Annotated in this window: 16 protein-coding genes; 7 read left to right on the top strand and 9 right to left on the bottom strand. The window is 64.5% G+C overall.

What is annotated here, in order from left to right; genetic code table 11:
• Positions 1 to 95: 95 nt before the first annotated feature.
• The 6 genes from A5699_RS01690 to A5699_RS01670 form a co-directional block, all read right to left on the bottom strand.
• Positions 96 to 380 carry a hypothetical protein gene (locus A5699_RS01690; RefSeq protein ID WP_067764423.1) on the bottom strand — a complete coding sequence of 95 codons (285 nt, stop codon included), beginning with the start codon at positions 378 to 380 and terminating at the stop codon, positions 96 to 98.
• A 10-nt stretch (positions 381 to 390) separates the two neighbouring features.
• Positions 391 to 780, bottom strand: coding sequence for an HNH endonuclease (locus tag A5699_RS30210; protein ID WP_197508165.1), 390 nt, complete (start codon positions 778 to 780; stop codon positions 391 to 393).
• Positions 777 to 995, bottom strand: coding sequence for a hypothetical protein (locus tag A5699_RS01685; protein ID WP_067764421.1), 219 nt, complete (start codon positions 993 to 995; stop codon positions 777 to 779). Before A5699_RS01685 ends, A5699_RS30210 begins: the two co-directional genes overlap by 4 nt.
• 778 nt (positions 996 to 1,773) lie before the next feature.
• Complete coding sequence (locus tag A5699_RS01680) at positions 1,774 to 2,331, bottom strand: HNH endonuclease (protein ID WP_157561035.1); 558 nt, start codon at positions 2,329 to 2,331, stop codon at positions 1,774 to 1,776.
• Between the two features lie 212 nt (positions 2,332 to 2,543).
• Complete coding sequence (locus A5699_RS01675; RefSeq protein WP_067764427.1) at positions 2,544 to 2,735, bottom strand: excisionase family DNA-binding protein; 192 nt, start codon at positions 2,733 to 2,735, stop codon at positions 2,544 to 2,546.
• Positions 2,736 to 2,868: 133 nt separating this feature from the next.
• On the bottom strand, positions 2,869 to 4,023 hold the full coding sequence (locus A5699_RS01670; protein WP_067764416.1) for a site-specific integrase: 1,155 nt from the start codon (positions 4,021 to 4,023) through the stop codon (positions 2,869 to 2,871).
• A 321-nt stretch (positions 4,024 to 4,344) separates the two neighbouring features.
• Here A5699_RS01670 and A5699_RS01665 point away from each other — a divergent pair, with 321 nt between their 5' ends.
• The gene (locus A5699_RS01665) at positions 4,345 to 4,569 is read left to right on the top strand and encodes a hypothetical protein (RefSeq protein WP_067764414.1); all 225 of its coding nucleotides are present in this window, start codon (positions 4,345 to 4,347) and stop codon (positions 4,567 to 4,569) included.
• A 203-nt stretch (positions 4,570 to 4,772) separates the two neighbouring features.
• Here A5699_RS01665 and A5699_RS01660 read toward each other — a convergent pair whose 3' ends face one another.
• Positions 4,773 to 6,284: a PPE family protein gene (locus A5699_RS01660; RefSeq protein WP_067764411.1), complete on the bottom strand. Its 1,512-nt coding sequence runs from the start codon at positions 6,282 to 6,284 to the stop codon at positions 4,773 to 4,775.
• A gap of 695 nt (positions 6,285 to 6,979) precedes the next feature.
• Here A5699_RS01660 and pks2 point away from each other — a divergent pair.
• From pks2 to A5699_RS01630, 6 genes are read left to right on the top strand one after another with little or no spacing between them, the layout of a single operon-like run.
• Positions 6,980 to 13,318 (top strand): type I polyketide synthase, encoded by a 6,339-nt coding sequence (pks2, locus tag A5699_RS01655; protein WP_067764408.1) that lies wholly within the window; start codon positions 6,980 to 6,982, stop codon positions 13,316 to 13,318.
• 16 nt (positions 13,319 to 13,334) lie between these two features.
• Positions 13,335 to 14,777 carry a condensation domain-containing protein gene (locus A5699_RS01650; protein ID WP_067764405.1) on the top strand — a complete coding sequence of 481 codons (1,443 nt, stop codon included), beginning with the start codon at positions 13,335 to 13,337 and terminating at the stop codon, positions 14,775 to 14,777.
• 5 nt (positions 14,778 to 14,782) lie between these two features.
• Entirely contained in the window at positions 14,783 to 16,123 is a 1,341-nt protein-coding gene (locus A5699_RS01645) for a hypothetical protein (protein ID WP_067764402.1), read from the top strand.
• A gap of 9 nt (positions 16,124 to 16,132) precedes the next feature.
• Positions 16,133 to 17,509, top strand: coding sequence for a hypothetical protein (locus tag A5699_RS01640; protein WP_067764399.1), 1,377 nt, complete (start codon positions 16,133 to 16,135; stop codon positions 17,507 to 17,509).
• A gap of 16 nt (positions 17,510 to 17,525) precedes the next feature.
• Entirely contained in the window at positions 17,526 to 19,253 is a 1,728-nt protein-coding gene (locus A5699_RS01635) for an AMP-binding protein (RefSeq protein ID WP_067764396.1), read from the top strand.
• Positions 19,254 to 19,267: 14 nt separating this feature from the next.
• Positions 19,268 to 20,098 carry a glycosyltransferase family 2 protein gene (locus tag A5699_RS01630; RefSeq protein ID WP_255378744.1) on the top strand — a complete coding sequence of 277 codons (831 nt, stop codon included), beginning with the start codon at positions 19,268 to 19,270 and terminating at the stop codon, positions 20,096 to 20,098.
• 34 nt (positions 20,099 to 20,132) lie between these two features.
• Here A5699_RS01630 and A5699_RS01625 read toward each other — a convergent pair whose 3' ends face one another.
• Positions 20,133 to 20,846: a GAP family protein gene (locus A5699_RS01625; protein ID WP_231965530.1), complete on the bottom strand. Its 714-nt coding sequence runs from the start codon at positions 20,844 to 20,846 to the stop codon at positions 20,133 to 20,135.
• A 29-nt stretch (positions 20,847 to 20,875) separates the two neighbouring features.
• A partial coding sequence (locus A5699_RS29755) for a hypothetical protein (RefSeq protein ID WP_231965529.1) occupies positions 20,876 to 21,191 on the bottom strand: 316 nt, incomplete at its 5' end.

The raw sequence follows: 21,191 nt of genomic DNA, 5'->3' as shown, positions 1-21,191 counted from the left end.
CCAAATTAGTGCCTAGCGGGTGCACTAAGCTAAGGCATCACCGCAGGTCAACGCGCCGCCGCTCTCGAAAACAGGCCGAAGTGACCCAACTCGGGTCAGAGTCTCGGCCAAAGGTTGTAACCAATGGCCGGATCATTCGCTCTGGTCTCGCGTATCAGCTTCGCTTCCATTGCGCGGACTTCTGCGTCAGTGGCTGTGTCCGATTCCCACAGGATTGTTTTGCGTGCGGTGTAGTCGTTGGCGTGTTCGCCAAGGTCGGCGGCGATTTGCGCCTTTGCGCTTGGGCTGCCGAAGTAGCTCACGCTGCCGGTGAGGTCCATGCCCACGTAGATTTTCCCGTTTGGGTAGGTGATCTTGTAGACCTGTTTGCGCCGTGGCATGGAGTCGAACCTAGTTCCTGTTGGCTTGGTAGTACCGCAGTTGTCGTTGCTTGCGAGCCGCGATGGCGTCGAGCACCTGGCCCCGTTCACCGTCGGTGCAGGTTGTGCCGCGAGCCCCGTTGCATCGCTTACATGCGCTGCGAATATTGAGTTCGTCGTGTGCGAGTTCCGGCTGTTCGCTAACGGGGATAATGTGGTCGGCGGTTTCTGCTTTCCCTCGACATCCGGGTAACGCGAGTTCACAGAATGGGACTCGTTTACGTTGCCGTTCGGATAGCTTGCGCCAGCGCCAATCGCTGCCCGCGTGTGCTGTGGCACGCGGTGCTCGCTTAGGCGTGCACGGTCCGCATCTGCTGCCCTTAGGTATTAGCTCCCCGCAGGAGATGCAAGGGCGGTTCACCAGTCGCGTGGTGGACGCTGGGCAACGGCGTCAGCGTGGCCGATAAGCAGCTTGCCGACGACCTCGGCGTCCTGTACGGCGAGCGCCGTTGTGGTGCGGGTGCCGTCGCCTTCTACGGTGATGAGCGCGATATGGGTTGCCGTGGTGATGTCGCCGTCTGTGGCATTGGTAGCGAACTCAAAGTACGCGGGTTCGATGGTGCGGTCATTGCTCATTGTTCAGTTGTCCTATTCAGTTGTTCGGCGGTATCAACCAGAGCGTCAGCGACCGCTAACGCTGCGTCGGCATGCATGGTGATTGATTGAACGTTTCCGGCCATGCTGCGCCTCGTGAGCATGACCAGGTTTCGGTCTCGGCTGACTATGTATGGTTCGCCGAATGCTGGCTGTATACGCGTTGCGCTCACCGGCTGGCGTGCACCGGGTAGCGCTGGATGGTTCCTAACCGCGCCTTAGCTGGCGTGGTGGTTCGCGGCCTGGTCGTCGGCTTGCGCTTTAGGTCGCTTAGTTCGTCCGGGCTTAGGTCGGTTATGACTAGGCCGGTGATTGTGCCGTCGTGGTCGCGGATGGTTTGCAGTGTTGCCATTGTTCCCCCGGAGATATGGCAGTGCCCGGCCCCGCCAAGGATGGTGAAAAATGCGGGTCCGGGCACTGCCGGTCTTTTGAAGTTAGTAAGTCGTTTTATGCCGCTGTGAGCGTGTCCCAGTCGCGCACAGGACGCCCGGACAGAAAATCTGAGTGAGCAATCAACAGCGCGCCAACGCGTAACGCATCCTCTGCGGTCATCGGCACCGTAATAGACGGGGCAGGATAAACCGGATCACCGGCCAACTTCAGCGCACATAAACGCCCATCAGTCGATGTGACGATTTCGTAAGTGCGAGGGTCGTAGACAACACCGCTTAGTTGCGCGTTCCACCCTGTGGGGTGCCTATCGGCGCGTGCCCTTACTGGGCCGGGCGGCTCTTTGACCTTGGACATGTTTGCCTCTCTGCTATTTATTTGCTGTCCTGCGGGTGGCCTGGTGGTGCATGATCCGGGGCCGCAGCGGCACGTCTAACCGTTCATCCATGAACGGGGCCGCGTGCTTGGGTTGACGGGGCCGGTAGATACCGCCGCGTGACGGGTTGTTGGCCCGCTGGGACCGCACAACGTCAGACACCATTCTTCCCTTAATCATGTTGTGGCGCTTGTCATTTAGATTGACGGTTGTCGCCCATTCCAGATTGTGCGGTGCGAGGTTTGTCGGGTCGCTGTCGAGGTGCTTGACCCACGCGCCGACCCAACCATCCGGCGGCGAACCGAACACCTCATAGGCGATCACTTCGGACGCCCGACGCAACCGGTTGTATTCGAGCTGTTCGTTTTCGGCGTCGTCCGGGTCGGCAAGATAGCCGCCGGTGACTGGCCCGCCGTACGCGGTCGGCACCGGCCCGCCGTAGTTCTTACCAAGGTCGATTAGGTGCCCATACTTCCCCGTCAGAGTCACCAAATGACGGGACCGGAAGAACTTCCCCGCGTCATTGAATTGCAGATTCTCAGCGCCAGTCACGTCCCAGCGTTGACGTTTCTTTAGGTGCGCGGGTGGTGAGCTTAGTTGCTTGGGTGACAGAAGAGTTGATCCTACCATTAATCTCTATACTTTCAGTATATCGGCGGCCGCCCAGAATTGCGCATTAGCTCATCGGGACAGGTGGCGACCTGCGGTTTTTCCCGCAGGACCGCTCAGTTCCGAATGATCAGGCCAGCCGGTAACGCTTATGCTCAGACCGCAAACATTGGCGTTTCAAGCGTTAAGAGTGAGTCGCGGTCAATGCGGATGGTCCGCTTACCTACCCGGTAAGCCTTAAGGCGACCGTCTGCGATGGCACGCCGGATAGTCCGGTCACATACGCCCTGGTATTCGGCTGCCTGCTTAATGCTGAGCCGCGCGGGAAGTTGAGCCTTGCCGATCATGGTTTGGTTACCCCGTTCCATTTGCCCGATTGGTGGGGTTTCGTTGCTTCGGTGGTTTCGTTGCGGACAATTGCTGTCCTGCAATAAACGTTACGGACGGGCGTGGACAAATGGAATTTATAGGAAACATGACCTAGGTCACGAGCTGGGACATGGCCGCAGCAATAGCCGCGTCCCGGCCCTCCGCAACGTGCTGGTACCGCATCGACATATTCGCGCTGGCGTGCCCGATCCGGCCCATAAGCTCCTTCGTGGTTGCGCCCGCAATGGCCGCCCACGTCGCCCCTACGTGCCGCAGATCATGGATGCGCATGTCCCCCTTACCCACTTCGCGCAGACCCTTCTTTACAGCCTTCGTGTACGCCGTGGTGGACAGCCGCAAGCCGCGCGTTGTGGTGAACACGAACGACTCCGGGCCTCGACCAGTCCTAGCCTTCATGTGGTCCCGCAGCATGTTCGCCACATGTGGAGGAACAACCACGTCACGGATACCCGCGTCAGACTTCGGCGGGCCGATCACAAGCTCATTGCCTACCCGCGTCGCTTGCCTGCGAACCTTGATAACCGTCGTGTCACCCGATACGTGAATGTCCTTGCGGCGCAACTCGAATAGCTCACCGGACCGCACACCACACCACGCGGACACGTACAACGCTACCCGGTAATGTTCAGGCAGCGACTCGGCAACCTTGTCCAGCTCAGCAGTCGTTAACACTTGCACGTCACGCGGCTTAGGCGGCTTAGCCGCCGACTTAATCTGACACGGGTTCTCTGTGACCACCTTGTCATCGCGGGCAGTGTTGAAAATGGCCCTGAGCAACTGGTAGGTGTGCGTGTTCCTGGTCGGCGTTTTCTTCTCCGCGTTGAGCCCAACCCACCATGCGCGGATATCAGCCGGGGTAAGCGCGCGCATCATCTCGTCCCCCAGCGTGGGCAATATCCGGCTGTCCAACAGCTCCCCGTACAGGTGGCGCGTCTTGGGTGCTAGGTCGCGCTCTGAGAGCCATTTAGCCGCGTACTCGCGCACAGTGATGGACTGAACCGACTTGGCCGCTAGCCGGTCCTCTGGTGGCGTCCACTCCCCCAGCTCAATCAGCTTGCGTTCGTTCGACAGCCATCCTTCGGCGTCCATCTTGGCCGTGAACGTGTTCGGCGCGTAGTACCTGCGTCCATCGGTGTGTACGTAACTGGCCTGTAGCTGCCCGCTGCGCAGCGTGCGTATCTTCCCCCAGCTCCGCCGCTGCTGCCCGCCCGTTGTCTTGCGTGTCGTCGTCTTGCCTGTCGCCATGCCGCAACCTTAAACCGCTGCACCCTTAGCGCACCCCTAAGCAGTCAGAACGTGCCTGTTCACGTCGTGTTTTGTCACAACAGAGGGCAGAAATTTGCTGGCTGTAAATAGGTGTCTACCTGCATAAACAAGGCGATTTGGCGGCCAACTTGTGATCCTGGCTGTCGCGGGTTCGAGTCCCGTCAGCCACCCCGACTGGTAACGATGCCCCACCTGCGATTAAGCGGGTGGGGCATCGTTCGTTCTACTGGGAGCATGCAGCGAGGGGTTAAGGGTTAATGGCCCCTGGACGAACTCGACGCGTGATGAAGGGAGAGCGAGATGCCAGCTTTTGTCATCGAGTTCAATCGTCGGACGCGTACCCGTCGCGTGCACCAGTTCGAATCTTCGCGCGAAGCCATGGCATACAGACTCCAACTGGAACGTGAGCGACAAGATCACGACATCGAGATCGCCGCATTAACCAGCGCATCAATCGACAGTCTTCAGCGTACGCACTCGCGCTATTTCACCGGAACGGACCTCGACGACCCGATCTCTGCTTAGGGTTCCTGTCCGCTCCCTCACGGCTGCGGCGAAGCGATCTACCACGAGCGCTGTACACCGGAGTTCGACTCCCGTCAGCTAAGGCGCACAACAACGGTCCCGGGCCGCGAAGCACCCGGTCGGCACACAATTGCGCATGATGTTCGACCGAGGCCGCCGCAGCTGGGTCTACGAGCCACTGGAAAGTTCCGGAGGCTGACCCCTCAATCCTTGCGATCGGCATCCCACGTCGATGGCAAGAGCGGCCCGGTCGGACCGTCGCCGAACTCCGCACTGCCCAGCGTCGTCAACCCCGTCGACGTCGCGCCCGTCTTGTCGAGCACGCCGGAAAACCCCAAGGGTCCGGCGCCCTGACCCGACGCGGTCGGCCCGGCGGCCACTTGCGGATCAGCGTCCAGATCCATGAATTCGTTGCCATGTCCCTTCTCCCGCAGCGCGGCACGGCGGCGGCGCGCCCTGGTCTCGCGAGCCGATTCACCGGTGGCGGCCGCAGCCGCATCAGGTGCGGCCGCCTTCTTCTTGGCCACGGCCGCGGCACCGGTCGTCGCCGCGGCGGGGACGCCGACGCCGGGAGCGCCGATCAGGTACGGCGGGAAGAATCCCGGTCCTCCACCTGGGGCGGCCGATGGTGCCGGCCCGGCAGTCGCGGTTGCGGACGCCGAGGCACCCGTCGTCGGGGCCGCGGGCGCCGAAGACGACGGAGCTGACGACGGACCCGCCGACACCGTCGACGTGGCCCCGGCAGCCGGCCAGGCCCCGGGTTCGGTCCCGGCCGGGATCTCCGCAAGGCCGGGGACCGCCGGCTGGATGGCGGCCAGACCGGCGATCGCCCAACCCACGTTGGCGATCACCAGGCTCAGCGCGGGCTGAATCAGGGCCGGAGACAATTGAATTACCACCTGCAGCAGCTGCGACGCGTGGAAAGCCATGTCGGCGAGCACCATCGGCAGATTGGTCAACAGAGCAGCGGGGTCGTTGAGCAGGTTGTCGATCAGGAGGTGAATGTTCTCGATCTGTTCCTGGCCCACTTCCAGCCACCAGCGCGGGTCGAGTGGACTGAGATCTCCGTGCGAGCCGTGATCGTGGTCCCCATCGTGGTCATGGTCATGATCGTGGTCCCCATCGTGGTCATGATCATGGTCGTCATCGTGGTCGTCATGTTCGTCATGACCGTGCTCGCTGTGCAAGATCTGCGGGGCCGCAGGAGTGGCCGGGCTGGAGGTCACGGTGGCCTCAGCCACCCCGTGATAAACCTCCATCGTGACGGCGGCCAGGATCCACATCCGCACATAGTCGGCCTCGTTCAATGCGATCGGGATCGTATTGACACCAAAGAAGTTGGTAGCCACCAGTATCGCGTTGCGGGCATGGTTGGCGGCCAGCTCGGCCAGCGTGGGCATCGCTGCCAACGCGGTGGTATACGACGCGGCTGCGGTCTCGTGCCGCACAGCCATCGCCGCGCTGTCGGCACTCACCTGGTACAGCCACGCGATGTAGGGAAGGTGGGCAAGGACATATCGCTCGGCGCTGACCCCCTGCCAGACTCCGGCCCGCACGCCGCCCAGCACGACCGCGAGTTCGTCTGCCACCGCGGCATATTCGACGCTCAACGATGACCACCCGCCGGCGGCGGCCAACAGCGGACCGGGGCCTGGCCCGCTGCTCAGCAATAAGGAATGCACCTCCGGTGGCGAGGCCATCCAGATTGCGGCCATGAGACAACCCCCTCGCTGATGTGCACCCGCCAAGCTATCGACAATGATTATCGTTATCAACTATCGGACCGGATCACAACCACGGAGGGCCGTTATGCCGGCCGATCACCCCCTGCGTCGTCAGCGAAGGACCGGCCGTTTGCCATTACTGCGGGCAGCCGACGAAGTCCCGTGGCCGCACCGCCTTTGACGGCGGGCCAATTGCTTGCTCGCAATCGAAAGATTAATTCGTTGACTTAATGCGACCATTTGCCACATCTTTGTTCTGCTCGCGCATATCGCCGCCTCACCGCCCCCGATCGCAGAACTGCCGATCCGGTCTTGCGTCGAAGAATTGAAAATCACCCACCGGCGTACTAGATCGTTTGCCACATATGTGCAGCCCGCACAAGTTTCCCGGCGTCGAACTTGCTGTCCTGACCTTTTACCGACCCCGCACATCGCTCAAATCAACCCTGACGTCAACGTTCGACACCGCAAACTCCGACGTCGCCAGGTTGACTAGTCGATCTAGAAATCCGCGCGAGTCGGCAAAGATCAGTTCGTTGCTGCCCTGCCGGCGTCCATTTCCTGGCAGCCTTGCTGCAAATGAAGATCAATGCGAATAGCCGATAGACTTTGCTGGGCAGGAATGGCACAACAGTCGGCGTCGTGATACGAAGTAAACCTTCAGCTTCATCTCACAAGGGGACGACTTGAGCGAAATCCGTGTTGTTCCGGTTGCCGTCGTCGGAATGGCGTGCAGGCTTCCGGGCCATATCAACTCGCCTCGGCAGTTGTGGGAGTCGTTAACCAGAGGCGAAGACTTCGTCACCGAGATCCCGATGGATCGGTGGGATGCCGAGGAGTATTACGACCCGGAGCCGGGCGTGCCGGGCCGGTCGGTGTCCAAGTGGGGCGCCTTCCTGGACGATCCCGCGGCGTTCGACCCCGACTTCTTCGGCATCACCGCACGTGAGGCTGCCGCGATCGACCCACAGCACCGTCTGCTCTTGGAAACGGCGTGGGAATCCGTCGAACACGCCGGTGTCAACCCGACTTCCCTGGCCGGTTCGGCGACGGGTGTGTTCATGGGGCTGACGCACAACGACTATGCCCATCTGGCCGCGGATGCCCGAGCGCTGGAGGGGCCGTACGGCTTCACCGGCACGAGTTTCAGCCTGGCCTCGGGCCGTATCGCCTACGCGCTCGGGGTCCACGGCCCTGCGGTGACAGTGGACACCGCATGCTCGTCGAGCTTGAGCGCCATCCACATGGCGTGCCGTAGTCTGCACCTCGGCGAAAGCGACTTCGCCCTCGCCGGTGGAGTTTCGGTGCTGCTGGAGCCGCGCAAGGCGGCGGGGGGCTCGGCCGCGGGCATGCTCTCACCGACCGGGCGCTGCCGGGCCTTCGACGCCTCTGCCGATGGGTTCGTCTCCGCCGAGGGTTGTGTAGTGATCGCCTTGAAGCGATTGGATGACGCTGTCGCACAAGGTGATCGCATCCTCGCCGTGATCCGTGGCACGGCATCCAATCAGGACGGGCGGACGGTCAATATCGCCACCCCGTCGGCACAGGCACAGGCCTCGGTGTACCGGGCGGCGTTGGCAGCGGCGGGCGTGGATGCCGACACCGTCGGTTTGGTGGAAGCACACGGCACCGGAACCCCGGTCGGTGATCCGCTGGAGTACTCGAGCCTGGCCGAGGTCTACGGCACGGCCGGCCCGTGCGCACTCGGTTCGATCAAGACCAACTTTGGCCATACCCAGTCGGCGGCCGGCGCCCTCGGTGTCCTCAAGGCAGTGCTCGCGTTGCAGCACGGTGTGATCCCGCAGAACCTGCACTTCACCCGACTGCCCGACGATCTGGCACGTATCGACACCGGCCTGTTCATCCCCGAGTCGAAAACTCCGTGGCCCCAGAACGGTCCAGGCCCCCGGCGTGCTGTCGTGTCGGCCTACGGACTGTCCGGGACGAATGTGCACGCGGTGTTGGAGCAGGCCCCCCAGACTCCAGTCACCGCGGGCACCGCTGCGGCGCCGACGTCGGCGCGCCCGCTTCTGTTTCCGATATCGGCCAGCTGCCCCGATGGCCTGCGGACGACTGCGGATCGCCTGGCGAGCTGGTTGAGGACCACCGGAGACGGCAACGGGCGGGGGCCGGCGATCAACTTGGCCGACCTGGCCTACACCCTGACGCGTCGCCGCGGGTTCCGGTCCACCCGCACCTGGGTGGCCGCCACCGTGCGCGACGAACTGATCACGTCGCTCCGGCAGGTCGCCGATGGCGAGGGCGTCCATCAGGAGGCAGTGGCCAACGACGACCGCGGGCCGGTCTGGGTGTTCTCCGGTCAGGGGTCGCAGTGGGCCGGGATGGGCGCCCAATTGTTGGTCACCGAACCGGCGTTCGCCGCCACGGTCGCCGAGCTCGAGCCACTGATTGCGGCGCAATCGAACTTCTCGGTGACCGAAGCGATGTCGGCGCCGCAGACGGTCACCGGCATCGACCGCGTGCAACCCACGGTTTTCGCGGTCCAGGTGGCATTGGCCGCGACGATGAGGTCCTACGGCGTGACGCCGGGTGCGGTCATCGGTCATTCGATGGGCGAGGTGGCCGCTGCGGTGGTCGCCGGAGCGTTGACGCGATCAGACGGGGTGAAAGTCGTCTGCCGCCGTTCCCGGCTGATGTCGAGGATTTCCGGGTCCGGGGCGATGGCAATGGTGGAGTTGCCGGCCCATCAGGTCCTTTCAGAGCTTGCCGGGCATGGCGTAGAGGATGTCGCGCTGGCGGTGGTCACCTCGCCGCAGTCCACCGTGGTGGGAGGAGCCACGCAGTCGGTCCGCGATCTGGTGGCGGCCTGGGAAGCGCGCGGCGTGATGGCCCGCGAGATCGCTGTGGACGTCGCTTCCCACTCACCGCAGGTGGACTCGATCCTCGACGAACTCGCCGCTGTCCTTGACGACCTCACTCCCACCGAGCCTCACGTGCCCTTCTACTCGGCCACCTTGTACGACCCGCGCGAGCCTGCTGAGTTCGACAATTACTACTGGGTGGACAACCTTCGTCACACCGTTCGCTTCTCCGCGGCAGTACAGACGGCGTTGGAGGACGGTCACCGGGTCTTTGCCGAACTGTCGCCGCATCCCCTGCTGACCCACGCCGTCGAGCAGACCGCGCGCAGCCTCGACGTCCCATCGGCCGTCTTCGCGGCCATGCGGCGCGAGCAGGAGTTGCCGCACGGATTGCTCGGCTTCACCGCTGATCTGCACAGTGCCGGTGCGGCCGTGGACTTTTCGGTGCTCAATCCCCGCGGGCGCCTCATCGACGCCCCGCTGCCGGCTTGGACCCATTCCACACTGCTGTTGGACCGTGACGTCAGCGATTCGTCGCATGGCGCGCATTCCATTTCGGCTCATCCGCTGTTGGGAGCACACGTCATGCTGCCGCAGGAGCCGGCGGAACACCTGTGGCAGGGTGATGTCGGCACCGACGGCCATCCGTGGTTGGCCGATCACCGGGTGCATCAGGTCGCGGTGTTACCTGGCGCGGCCTATTGCGAAATGGCGCTGGCTGCAGTGCTTCCGGCGCTGGGAGGGGCGGGCGAAGTCCGTGACCTCTCGTTCCAGGAGATGTTGCTGCTCGACGAGAGCACACCGGTATGGGTGAGCGCGACGGTAACTTCACCCGGGGCCGCCGAGTTCACGGTCGAGACCCACCAGGGCGGTGAACGAATCCGACGAGCTGCAGCAACCCTGTCCGCCGATGCCGACGCCTGCCAACCGGCGCCACACCCGATCGAGGCCCTGCTCGCCTCCCATCCGCTTCGCATCGACGGCGAACAGTTGCGGGCCGGGTTCCGCGCCGTGGGCATCGGCCACGGCCCGGCCTTCGCGGGCCTGTCCGAGGCCTACGTTGCCGACTCCCCCGGCACCACCGTGGTTGCCGCCGTGTCGTTGCCCGGTCCGCTGCGCTCGCGGCAACGTGGTTATGAAGTACACCCGGCGCTGTTGGACGCGTGCTTCCAGTCGGTGGTCGCCCATCCCGACGTACAGAACGTCGCCGACGGCATGCTGTTGCCGCTGGGGGTACGACGGCTGCGCGCCTTCGGATCCACCCGAAACACCCGTTACTGCTACAGCCGGATCAACCGGGCCGACGCCGCCGGCGTGGAGGCCGACCTCGAGTTGCTCGACGACCGGGGCGCAGTTCTGTTGAGCATCACCGGTTTACAGCTGGGCACGGGCGGCACCGCGCAGGCGCAGGCCGACCGGCTGCTTGACGAACGACTTCTCACCGTCGAATGGCACCCGCGCGAGCTGCCCCGACCCGAGAGCACCGAGGCCGGGACATGGTTGCTGATCACCGCCGGTGAGCCCGCCGACGACGCCGCCCACCGGCTGACCGCCGGAGTGGCCACCGCGCTGAGATCAGCAGGCGCTCAGCCTCTTACGATGGCCTGGCGGCCGCACGACGATCACGCGGCCCACACACGGGAGCTCACCTCCCACGTGCATGAGCGGGCCTTGTCCGGCGTGCTGGTCGTGATGGCCGACGAGGACAGTGCGGGCGAGGCCGCCGGCCGCTGCGGTGCCGACCACGTGCGGCATCTGGTGCGTATCGCCGCCGCACTCGCCGAGGCCACCGATGACGCGCGAACCGGCGAGCCGCCACGCCTGTACGTCGTGAGTCGCCGTAGTCAACGGGTGCTGGAAACCGACGCGGTGAGACTGGAACATTCGGGCCTACGGGGACTGATGCGGGTGATCGGCATGGAGCACCCGCGATTGACCGCCACCCAGATCGACATCGACGACGCGACTGATGGCGCGCAGTTGGCAGGTCAACTCCTGTCGCGGTCGCCGGAGGACGAGACCGCGTGGCGACTCGGGCAGTGGTACGCGGCGCGGTTGACCCCGGCCCCACTTCGCGGTGCCGAGCGGCGTAGCGCCTCGGCCGACAACCACAGTGACGGCATGCGGCTTCAGGTGCGGACCCCAGGAGACCTGGAATCACTGGAACTCGTTGCCTTCGACCGGATTCCACCCGGGCCCGGACAGATCGAGGTCGCCGTCAAGGCGTCCAGCATCAACTTCGCCGACGTCCTCGTCGCGTTCGGCCGCTGCCCCAGCTATGACGGCCGCCTACCCGAACTCGGCTCTGAGTTCGGCGGTGTCGTCACCGCCGTGGGCCCTGATGTCACCACGCACCGCATTGGTGACCGGGTCGGCGGTGTGTCGGCCAACGGCTGCTGGGGCAACTTCGTCACCTGTGAGGCCGACCTGGCCACCACACTGCCGGCCGGACTCGGTGAACACGAGGCGGCCGCGGTGGGACTCGCCTACAGCACGGCATGGCTCGGGCTGCAGGAGCTGGCCCGGATCTCGTCCGGCGACAAGGTGTTGATCCACTCCGCCACCGGTGGTGTGGGCCAGGCGGCGATTGCCGTCGCACGCGCAACCGGGGCCGAGATCTTTGCCACCGCCGGCAGCGAGGAACGACGACAACTGTTGCGCGATTGGGGTATCGAACACGTCTACGATTCGCGCAGCACCGCCTTTGCCGACCAGATCCGTGCCGACACAGGCGGTTACGGAGTGGACATCGTGCTCAACTCTGTCACCGGACCGGCCCAGTGCGCAGGCTTGGAACTGCTGGCCTTCGGCGGTCGGTTCGTCGAGATCGGCAAGCGCGACATCTACGCCGACACCCGGATGGGCTTGTTCCCGTTCCGCCGCAACCTGTCTTTCTACGCGGTGGATCTGGCATTGATGACCGTCACCCACCCCGACAAGATCCGTGACCTGCTGGCCACGGTCTACCAGCAGGTCGCCGACGGATCGCTGCCGCTGCCCGACATCACGCACTTCCCGTTGGCGGAGGCGTCTACCGCCATCCGAATGGTGGGCGGGGCACGGCACACCGGCAAGTTGGTGCTCGACGTGTCCGATACCGGCCGCAGTCAGGTGATCCTGCCACCGGAGCAGGTTCGGGTGTTCCGCGACGACGGCGCCTACATCATCACCGGTGGGCTCGGAGGTCTCGGGCTCTTTCTGGCCGAGCGGATGGCCGCTGCCGGGTGCGGGCGCATCGTGGTCAACTCACGCAGCGCACCGTCGAACAGATCACGCGAGATCATCGAGCTGATCCGTGCCACCGGCGCCGACATCGTCGTCGAATGCGGTGACATTGCCGACCCGGACACAGCGCACCGCCTCGTGGCGGCAGCGACCCAGACCGGGCTGCCGGTTCGCGGCGTACTGCACGCGGCCGCTGTGGTGGAGGACGCCACCCTGACCAACATCACCGACGATCTCGTCGAGCGCGACTGGGCACCGAAGGTGTACGGCGCGTGGAATCTGCACGAGGCGTTGCGGTCCCAGCCCTCACAGACTTCGGCGGCGCTGGACTGGTTCTGCTCGTTCTCCTCCGCCGCCGCGCTGGTGGGCTCACCCGGTCAGGGCGCCTACGCCGCAGCCAACAGCTGGCTCGATGTGTTCATGCAGTGGCGTCGCGCCCAGGGGCTGCCGGCGACCTCGATCGCTTGGGGCGCATGGTCCGACATCGGCCGGGGCACGGCCATGGCCGAGGACGACAACGCCATTGCACCGGACGAGGGCGCGTACGCGTTCGAAGCCATCCTGCGCCATGCCCGGGTCTACAACGGCTACGCACCGGTCCTCGGCACCCCGTGGCTCACCGCGTTCGCCCACCGCAGCCCGTTCGCCGAGATGTTCCTGACCGATGGCCAGGGTCCTTCGGAGACAAGAAAACTGAAGGCAGAACTGGCCGCGTTGCCGCGTGAAGAGTGGCCGACCCACCTGCGCCGCCTGATCGGCCAACAGGTCGGTTTGCTTCTGCGTCGCACAGTCGACCCCGACCGCCCGTTGTCCGAGTACGGTCTCGACTCGCTCGGGCATCTGGAGCTGCGCACCCGGATCGAGACCGAGACCGGTGTCCGCGTCAGCTCGATGGACATGACGACGATCCGCGCGTTGGCCCAACACCTGTGCCAGGCACTCGCCGACGACGAAGCGATATCGGCCCCGTCCACCTAGGGAGGAGAAGAACACCGTGTTCGAGTTGACCGCAATACAGGACTGGGTTGACGCTCCCGGTACCCACATCTCGTGGAGTCCGTCGCGGACAACGCTGAGGAAAGTCGCCGAGGCACCCGTGCATGATGTGCCCGCCAGCTATCAGCAGGCCCAACATCTGCGCAGCTACCGCGAGCACACCGCCAAGGGCGCGCAGATGGCTCGGCTGACCATCCCCGCGTGGAATATCGCCGGCCAGTGCGACATCCGCGCGATGACCTACGTGATCAACGCCTATCTGCGCAGGCATGACACCTACCGCAGCTGGTTCGAATTCACCGTCGACGACCGCATCCGTCGGCGTAAGCTCCAAAATCCCAGGGACATCAACTTCGTCCCGACCGACCATGGGGTACACAGCTCGCCGGAATGGCGCGAGCACATCCTGGCCACGCCAGGACCGTTGCAATGGGACTGTTTTCGCTTCGGCATCATCCAGCGCCCCGACCACTTCACCGCGTACATGTGTGTGGATCACCTGCATGTCGATGCCACTTTCATGGGTCTGATGCTGGTCGAGATCCATCTGATGTACGCCGCACTCGTCGGTGGTGGCGCGCCCATCGCGCTGCCCCCGGCAGGCAGCTACGACGAGTACTGCATCCGGCAGCGGCGTTTCACCTCGGCGCTGAACGTCGACTCCCCCCAAGTCCGGGACTGGGTCGCATTCGCCGAGGACAATGACGGCACGCTGCCCCGGTTCCCCTTGCCGCTCGGTGACCTCTCGACACCGTGCGCAGGAGATCTCCTCAGCATCCAACTCCTCGACGAGAAGCAGACACAACGGTTCGAATCCGCCTGTGTCGCCGCGGGTGCGCGGTTCATCGGTGGGGTTTTCGCCTGCGCCGCTCTGGCCCAGTACCAACTGACCGGGGCCGGCACCTACCACGTGATCACACCCACCTCCACCCGGGCCACCGAGGCCGAGACGATGACGACGGGCTGGTTCACCGGGACGGTGCCGGTGACCGTGCCGATCGGAACGTCCTTCGCCGACACCGCGCGAGCCGCGCAGGCATCGTTCGATTCGGGCCTTCACCTCGCACATGTGCCTTTCGACCGGGTGCTGGAGTTGTCGGCATCGACGAACGGACTGCGTAGGCCCGACCCGGGGGTGCCGATGGTGTCCTACCTGGACGCCACCGCAGCACCGTTGTCCCCCGCCGTCGTCGCCGAATGGAATGCGTTGCGGGGCCGTATCTACAGCGAAATGGGTGCCGCGAATCAAATCGGCATGTGGGTGAACCAGTTCGGCAGCGGTACCTCGATCACCGTCGCCTTCCCGAACAACGCGGTCGCCCGTGAATCCGTCGAGCGCTATGTCAAGGTGATGAAGAGTGTCTATCTCAACGTTGCCGAGGGCCGTTGCCGGCAGCTACCCGTGAACGAATTCACAGGCCTCGGCGTGAGATCGGCCTGACCCAGATGGACGACACACTTTCGTTCACCGATCAGCTGCTGTTTCTGGGCCAGCGGGCCACCGGCCAGGAACTTGTCGCCCAGGTCGTGTGGCTGTATGAACGCCCCGTCGACTTCACCGGGCTCAACCGATTCCACCGGAATTTCGGTCACGGGTTGCTCGGACGGCGGATCGAACGGTCCCCGTTGCCCTTTGGCCGTCACCGGTGGGTCGCCTCGCCCGGAGCACCCGCAGGCCTTGACGTCGTCGAGGTGGCCCGTCCGCGAACGGAATACACCGACTGGGCCGATGAACGGGCACAACTTCCCGTCGACCCAGAATACGGTCCTGGCTGGCACCTCGGGGTGCTGCCGATGACCGACGGGTCGACCGCGGTCAGCCTCGTGATGTCTCACTGTCTGGTCGACGGTCTCGGGGCGCTGCTCTCGATCGCCAATGCCGTCAAAGGCGAGACGGACGATTTCGGTTATGCCTCACCGAATGCGCGGAGTCGAAGCAATGCGGTGGCTGCCGATGTCGCCACCACGGTACGCGACCTGCCGCAGACCTGCTCCACGATTCTGCAGGCAGGTCGGCTGGCCTTCCGGCGCCGGCGAGAAGTATCCCTTTCGGCAAAGCCCCGGCACCGCAGGCATTGCGGCAGCGACGGCGGGGGCACCGTGGTTGCGCCGGCCATAGCCTGCTACGTGAACCTCGACGACTGGGACGAACGCGCGAATGCGCTCGGCGGCAACAGCCACTCACTGGTCGCCGGGTTCGCCGCCAAATTCGGCGAGCTGATGGGGCGGCGACGCGGTGACAACGGCTCGGTCTGCCTACACCTGCCGATCAGTGACCGGACACCCGGAGACACCCGCGCGAATGCCGCGTTCATCGTCAACGCCGACCTCGACCCCAACCAGGTCACCACCGATCTGTCCGGTGCGCGACGGGCGATCCGCGAAGCGCTGGAGCGGAACCGGCAGACCCCCGATGAGACGCTGCGCCTCCTGCCCCTGACGCCCTACATCCCCAAGCGGGTGGTGGCCCGCGGCTCGCAGGTGGTGCTGGGCCTCACCGAATTACCGGTGTCCTGTTCCAACCTGGGCGATATCGACCCTCTGGTGGCCCAAGTTGACGGGTCACCGGCCGACTACCTGATCCTGCGCGGCGTGGATCGCCGCGTCAGCAGGGAGTTTCTGGAGAACAGAAACGGGCTGCTGACCGTGTTGGCCGGGCGCGTCGGTGACAAGATGTCGATTTCCGTCGTCGCCTATCAACCTGGCGGGCCGAATTCCAAGGCCGCGTTGCGGGAACTGGCCGCCAAGGCACTGGCTGAATTCACCCTGACCGGCGTGATCGTCTGATCGGTTGGCATGGTGGACGTTTCAACATTGGCAAGTCACACTTGCGTCGACAACCGGCTGACCTTCATGGACCAGGCTGGCTTCGAGATCTTGCGTGCGACCGGTCGTCACCAGCTCATGCAGATCACCTGGATCTACGAGCATGCCGTGGACCTCGACGAATTACGGCGGTTTCACCGGGATTTCGGCTATGGCGCGGCCGGTCGCAGGATCGAGCGGTCACCGCTGCCGTTCGGACGCCATCGGTGGGTGGCCTGCTTGGGGCCCCAATCGGACCTCGACTTCGCCCCGCACCCGCGGTCACGGGCAGAACTCGGCGATTGGGCTGACGAACGAGCACAACTGCCGGTCGATCCGGAACACGGGCCGGGTTGGCACATCGGTGTGCTGCCGATGACCGACGGATCGACGGCGATCAGCCTGGTGGCATCACACAATCTGGGCGATGGTATTGCCGGGATGCTGACGATCTTCGACGGTGTCATGGGCACCAAGCGCCAGTTCGGCTTCCCGCCACCTCGATCCCGCAGCCTCCGGCGCGCGGTCACCGCCGACCTGCGCGAGACGCTCCAGGGCCTGCCGGAGATCGGCCGAACCCTGGGTCGTGCGACGAAACTGCTGTCGCGCCGTGGATTTCCGCGCGCCGGTGACGTCCCACCACCCACGCTCGTGGGTGCGCAGACCGATGCCCCGGTCGTGGTGCCGGCAATCTCGGTCTACGTCGACCTCGCTGACTGGGATGCCCGAGCCTCGGCACTCGGTGGGACGAGCTACTCGCTGTTGGCCGGCTTCGCGGCCAGACTCGGTGAACGGTTGGGCCGCAGCCGACCCGACGATGGCACGGTGACGCTGTCGATCGCCCTCAACGAGCGTCATAGCGCAGACGACACCCGCGCCCTGGCAATGTCATTCGCCGGCGCCCGAATCGACCCAACGCGGGCAGTGCACGATCTGTCGGGCACCCGGACGGCCATCCGACAGGCGATCGAGACGACACGGGCAGCTTCCGACGAGACCCTCGAGCTGCTGCCGCTGATCCCCCTGGTACCCAGAAGCGCGCTCCGCGGCCTGGGTGGTCTGTTCTACGGAGCGTCGACCGACCTGCCCGTCCATTGTTCGAATCTCGGCGATATCGACCCGGCGGTCGGCTGCCCGGACGGCACCCCCGCCGAATACGTCCTGCTGCGCGGGGTGGACCAGAACGTGTCTCGCCGGGACATCGAGCAGCGGGGCGGCCAGCTGGTACTGGTGTCTGCCCGCATCAACGGCAAGATCTCGATCGGCATCGTCGCCTATCAACTCGATGCCGAGAACTCCAAGTCCCGATTGCGGGGCCTGGCGGCGCAGACGCTGGACGACTTCGGTCTCGGTGGACTGATCGACTAAGGAAAGGTGACACTTCATGATCCGCTCGTCGATCACCGACGTACTGCGCGAACGTGCCAGCCTGCAACCGGATGCCGTCGCGTTCACCTTCCTCGATTACGACGTTGCCCAGGACGGGGTCGCACACACCCTGACGTGGTCGCAACTGAGCCGTCGCGTGCTCAGCCTCGCCTACGAGCTGAGACTGCGAGGCTCGGTCGGCGACCGGGCGGTCATCCTGGCCCCTCAGGGTCTCGACTACATCGTCGCCTTTCTCGGCTCGCTGCACGCCGGGCTGATCGGTGTGCCCCTGTCGCTTCCGGCACCCGGTGTGCACGACGAACGCGTCACCACCGTGCTGCGAGACACCACGCCGACGATCATCCTCACCACCTCTTCGGTGTCGCCACAGCTCGTCGAATACGCCACGGCGACAGGGGATCACCCTGTGCCGACGTTGCTCGAGATCGACACGCTCGACCTCGATGCGAGACGGAGCCCCCTCAAGCGACAGACGTCGCCCGAGACCGCTTATCTGCAGTACACCTCAGGGTCCACCCGAAGCCCCGCCGGGGTTATGGTCTCGCACCGCAATCTGACCGCAAACTTCGAGCAGGTGATGGCAGGGTTCTTCCGGAACAAGATCGCGCCACCTGAAACCACCGCTGTCTCATGGCTTCCGCTGTACCACGACATGGGGCTGATGCTCGGCCTCTGCGCGCCCCTGCTGGGCGGCTGGCACACGGTGTTCACCACTCCGATGTCCTTCCTGGCCCGCCCGGCGCGCTGGCTGCAGCTGCTGGCATCCCACCCAGCCGCGGTGACTGCCGCCCCCAATTTCGCGTTCGACCTGGCGGCCAAGCGGACCTCCAATGAGGACCTGGCCGGTCTGACCCTCGACGACGTGCGTTGCGTGCTCAGCGGCAGCGAACGGGTACACGAGGGCACGCTGAGGCGGTTCGCCGAGCGCTTCGCCGGCCACGGCTTCCGCCCGGAGGCGTTACGTCCCTGCTATGGATTGGCGGAGGCAACGCTGTTCGTGGCCACCCGCGAGCCCGGAGTGCCGCCGCACGTCGTCCGGTTCGAGTCCGAAAAGCTGGCCGAGGGACGGGCCGAGCCGTGCGAAAGCGCAACGGGCACTGCGTTGGTCAGCTACGGCAGGCCTACGTCGCCCACCGTGCGGATCGTCGACCCGCAGACCAGATCGGAATGCCCGTCCGGAACGGTCGGTGAAATCTGGGTCCTCGGTGAGAACGTCTGCGCAGGCTATTGGCGACAGCCGGAACGCACCACGGCCACATTCGACGCTGAGATTGTAGATGCGCCTGCGGACACCCCCACCGGATCATGGTTGCGCACCGGCGATCTCGGCTTCATCTCCGAGGGTGAGCTGTTCATCGTCGGGCGCATCAAAGACGTCGTGATCATTCGTGGGCGCAACCACTATCCGGATGACATCGAGGCCACCATTCAGGAGATCACCGGCGCCAGGGCGGCCGCGATTTCGGTCGAGGACGGCGGCGCCGAGCAACTTGTGGTGATCGCCGAGGTCAAAACGTCTACCGACGACCACGCCGTCGAAGCGCTGGCCAGCGTAGAGCGTGAAGTCCGGTCCGCGATCGCCCAGTCCCACGGGCTCAATGCCACGGAGCTGCTCTTGGTCCCGCGCGGTTCGATTCCGATCACCACCAGCGGAAAGGTTCGGCGCACCTCATGCGCCGAGCAGTTTCGCAACAATGAGTTCAGCCAGCTCGTGAACAAGTAGAGAACCGGACGAACGTGGGGAACAAGCTACCGGTCGTCGCGGCCATACCGAACTACAACATGGGAGACAACCTTCACCGGTTGCTTCCGCAGGTGCTGGCGCAGGGCTACGACGGTGTCTACGTACTCGACGATGCCTCGACCGATCACAGCGCCGACGTGGTCCGCCAATTCGGCGACGACGTCACGTTCGTCCGCAGCCCCAGGAACCAGGGAGCCGGCGCCAACCGCAACCAGATCATCGACCAAGTCGCCGACCGGTCACTCATTCACTTCGTCGACGCGGACATGGAGCTGCAGACCGAAGGGATACCCACCACGGCCAAAGAGCTTTTCGCCCGGTATGCCGGCGACGGAGTCGGCCTGGTCGGCGGATTGGTGTGCAGACAAGACGGCAGCCAGGAACCACATAACTACGGTGCGGTGTTCTCCGCGTGGGGTGGCCTCAGCTCCGGATTCCCTCTGATGATCGACCGGTTGCGGTCTCATCCTCAGCTGGCCCAGGCTGCGCAACGATTGGCCGGACCGATCATGAAGGGCTGGCCCAACATTCTCACCACGCCCACACCGGCGCCCGCGTACTGGCTGCACGAAGGCAACATGTTGGTCGATTCCGATGTGCTCAGATCACTGGGCGGATACGATCCGGTGCTGCGATGCCACGAGACGCAGGATCTCGCCATCCGGATGGAAAAGCGTGGCATCAAAAGGCAATTCGATCCCGCGATCAAAGTGCTTCACCTGCACATCGACGTCAGGGGCAAGAACCGCAACAAGTGGGCAAATCGGGCCGTCCTGCAACTGATCCACAAACACGGTTTTCTTCGCTGGCTCTGCGACACCTGATCACACACAGCGCAGGTTGAGTCCACCGTCCGAATCAGATGGTGGACATTCCGCTGGCCACCATCAACACGCCGAACAGCCCGAGAATGCACGCGAAGATCGGCCGGCGGTAGGCGCAGATCCAGTCATGCATCTTCGCCACGGCCGCGGTGGTCTTCTGTGGTGACGCCAAGTACCCCACCAACGGAATCTCGGCGATCGCAAACGCCACGAGGGAGAACACGATCGCCGCGCTGACCTGGGTGCTCAACGCGGCCCCGGAAGCCGCGATGGCCAGAATCGCAAAGCAATACTCCAGCGGGGGCGTCGCGGACAACAAGCCTGCGGCAAAAGCCAACCCGATCGAATCGCCCCATCTGCCGGCGAACAGAGCCGGCCATGAGAAGCGGGCCCACCGCGATGTCGTCTTCGAGGCCTGCGCGTCCACAAGATCAGCGGAATCGGCCGCCATGACGGGGCTGCGGCGTCGTGCCCGCACCGCGATGACCGCCGCGAGCGGCAGCGCGACCATCCCCAGGGCGATCTGCAAGGGGGGCACCACCGGCTCTTCCGAGGCCGACACCACGAACCTGGTCACGGGAAAGACCAGGCCCGGCAACAACAACAGCGCAGCGAGTGCGAGCCCCACCCCGGTGGCCATCAGGCCGAGCCAGTAGGCCAACAGATTCGCCACCGGACGCCGACGCCCGATCAGCAGCATCGTGATACCGATTCGAACCGGATCTACTGCCGACACGAGTGCGAGCACCAAGACCGCGCTCCACATATCAAGCCGCGCTACCCGGCATCTCGGTCACCGCGCTTGGTGGACGAATGCTTCGGTCCGGTTGCCTTTTTGGCGTTGGTGGGCGACTTGGCCGGCCGCTGCGAGGTGTTCCCCGTTTTCGACTTTGCTTCCGTCGTCGGCTTCGCTTGCTTGTCTTTGTGCTCAGAGCGATCCGTCACCGAGTCTTTGGTGGTGGCGGCAGCCTTACGCGACGCAGGCCTGGCTGACGCTTCGTCAGAGGTCGCCCCCTCAGACGCAGCCTCTGCCGACGCGTCCGGTTCGTTTGTCGGCTTCTTCGGTTGCGCCTCATCCGCATCGGTTTTGAGT

Origin of the sequence: Mycobacterium sp. E802, assembly GCF_001666875.1 — a bacterium.
Taxonomy (GTDB): domain Bacteria; phylum Actinomycetota; class Actinomycetes; order Mycobacteriales; family Mycobacteriaceae; genus Mycobacterium.
Note: the sequence above shows the minus strand (reverse complement) of the source record. Positions and strands in the feature narration are given on the sequence as shown.

Coding starts and splice junctions, on each gene's coding strand:
- A5699_RS01690 (WP_067764423.1), bottom strand. CDS start 380: ATGCCACGGCGCAAACAGGTCTACAAGATCACCTACCCAAACGGGAAA.
- A5699_RS01685 (WP_067764421.1), bottom strand. CDS start 995: ATGAGCAATGACCGCACCATCGAACCCGCGTACTTTGAGTTCGCTACC.
- A5699_RS01675 (WP_067764427.1), bottom strand. CDS start 2,735: ATGATCGGCAAGGCTCAACTTCCCGCGCGGCTCAGCATTAAGCAGGCA.
- A5699_RS01670 (WP_067764416.1), bottom strand. CDS start 4,023: ATGGCGACAGGCAAGACGACGACACGCAAGACAACGGGCGGGCAGCAG.
- A5699_RS01665 (WP_067764414.1), top strand. CDS start 4,345: ATGCCAGCTTTTGTCATCGAGTTCAATCGTCGGACGCGTACCCGTCGC.
- A5699_RS01660 (WP_067764411.1), bottom strand. CDS start 6,284: ATGGCCGCAATCTGGATGGCCTCGCCACCGGAGGTGCATTCCTTATTG.
- A5699_RS01645 (WP_067764402.1), top strand. CDS start 14,783: ATGGACGACACACTTTCGTTCACCGATCAGCTGCTGTTTCTGGGCCAG.
- A5699_RS01640 (WP_067764399.1), top strand. CDS start 16,133: ATGGTGGACGTTTCAACATTGGCAAGTCACACTTGCGTCGACAACCGG.
- A5699_RS01635 (WP_067764396.1), top strand. CDS start 17,526: ATGATCCGCTCGTCGATCACCGACGTACTGCGCGAACGTGCCAGCCTG.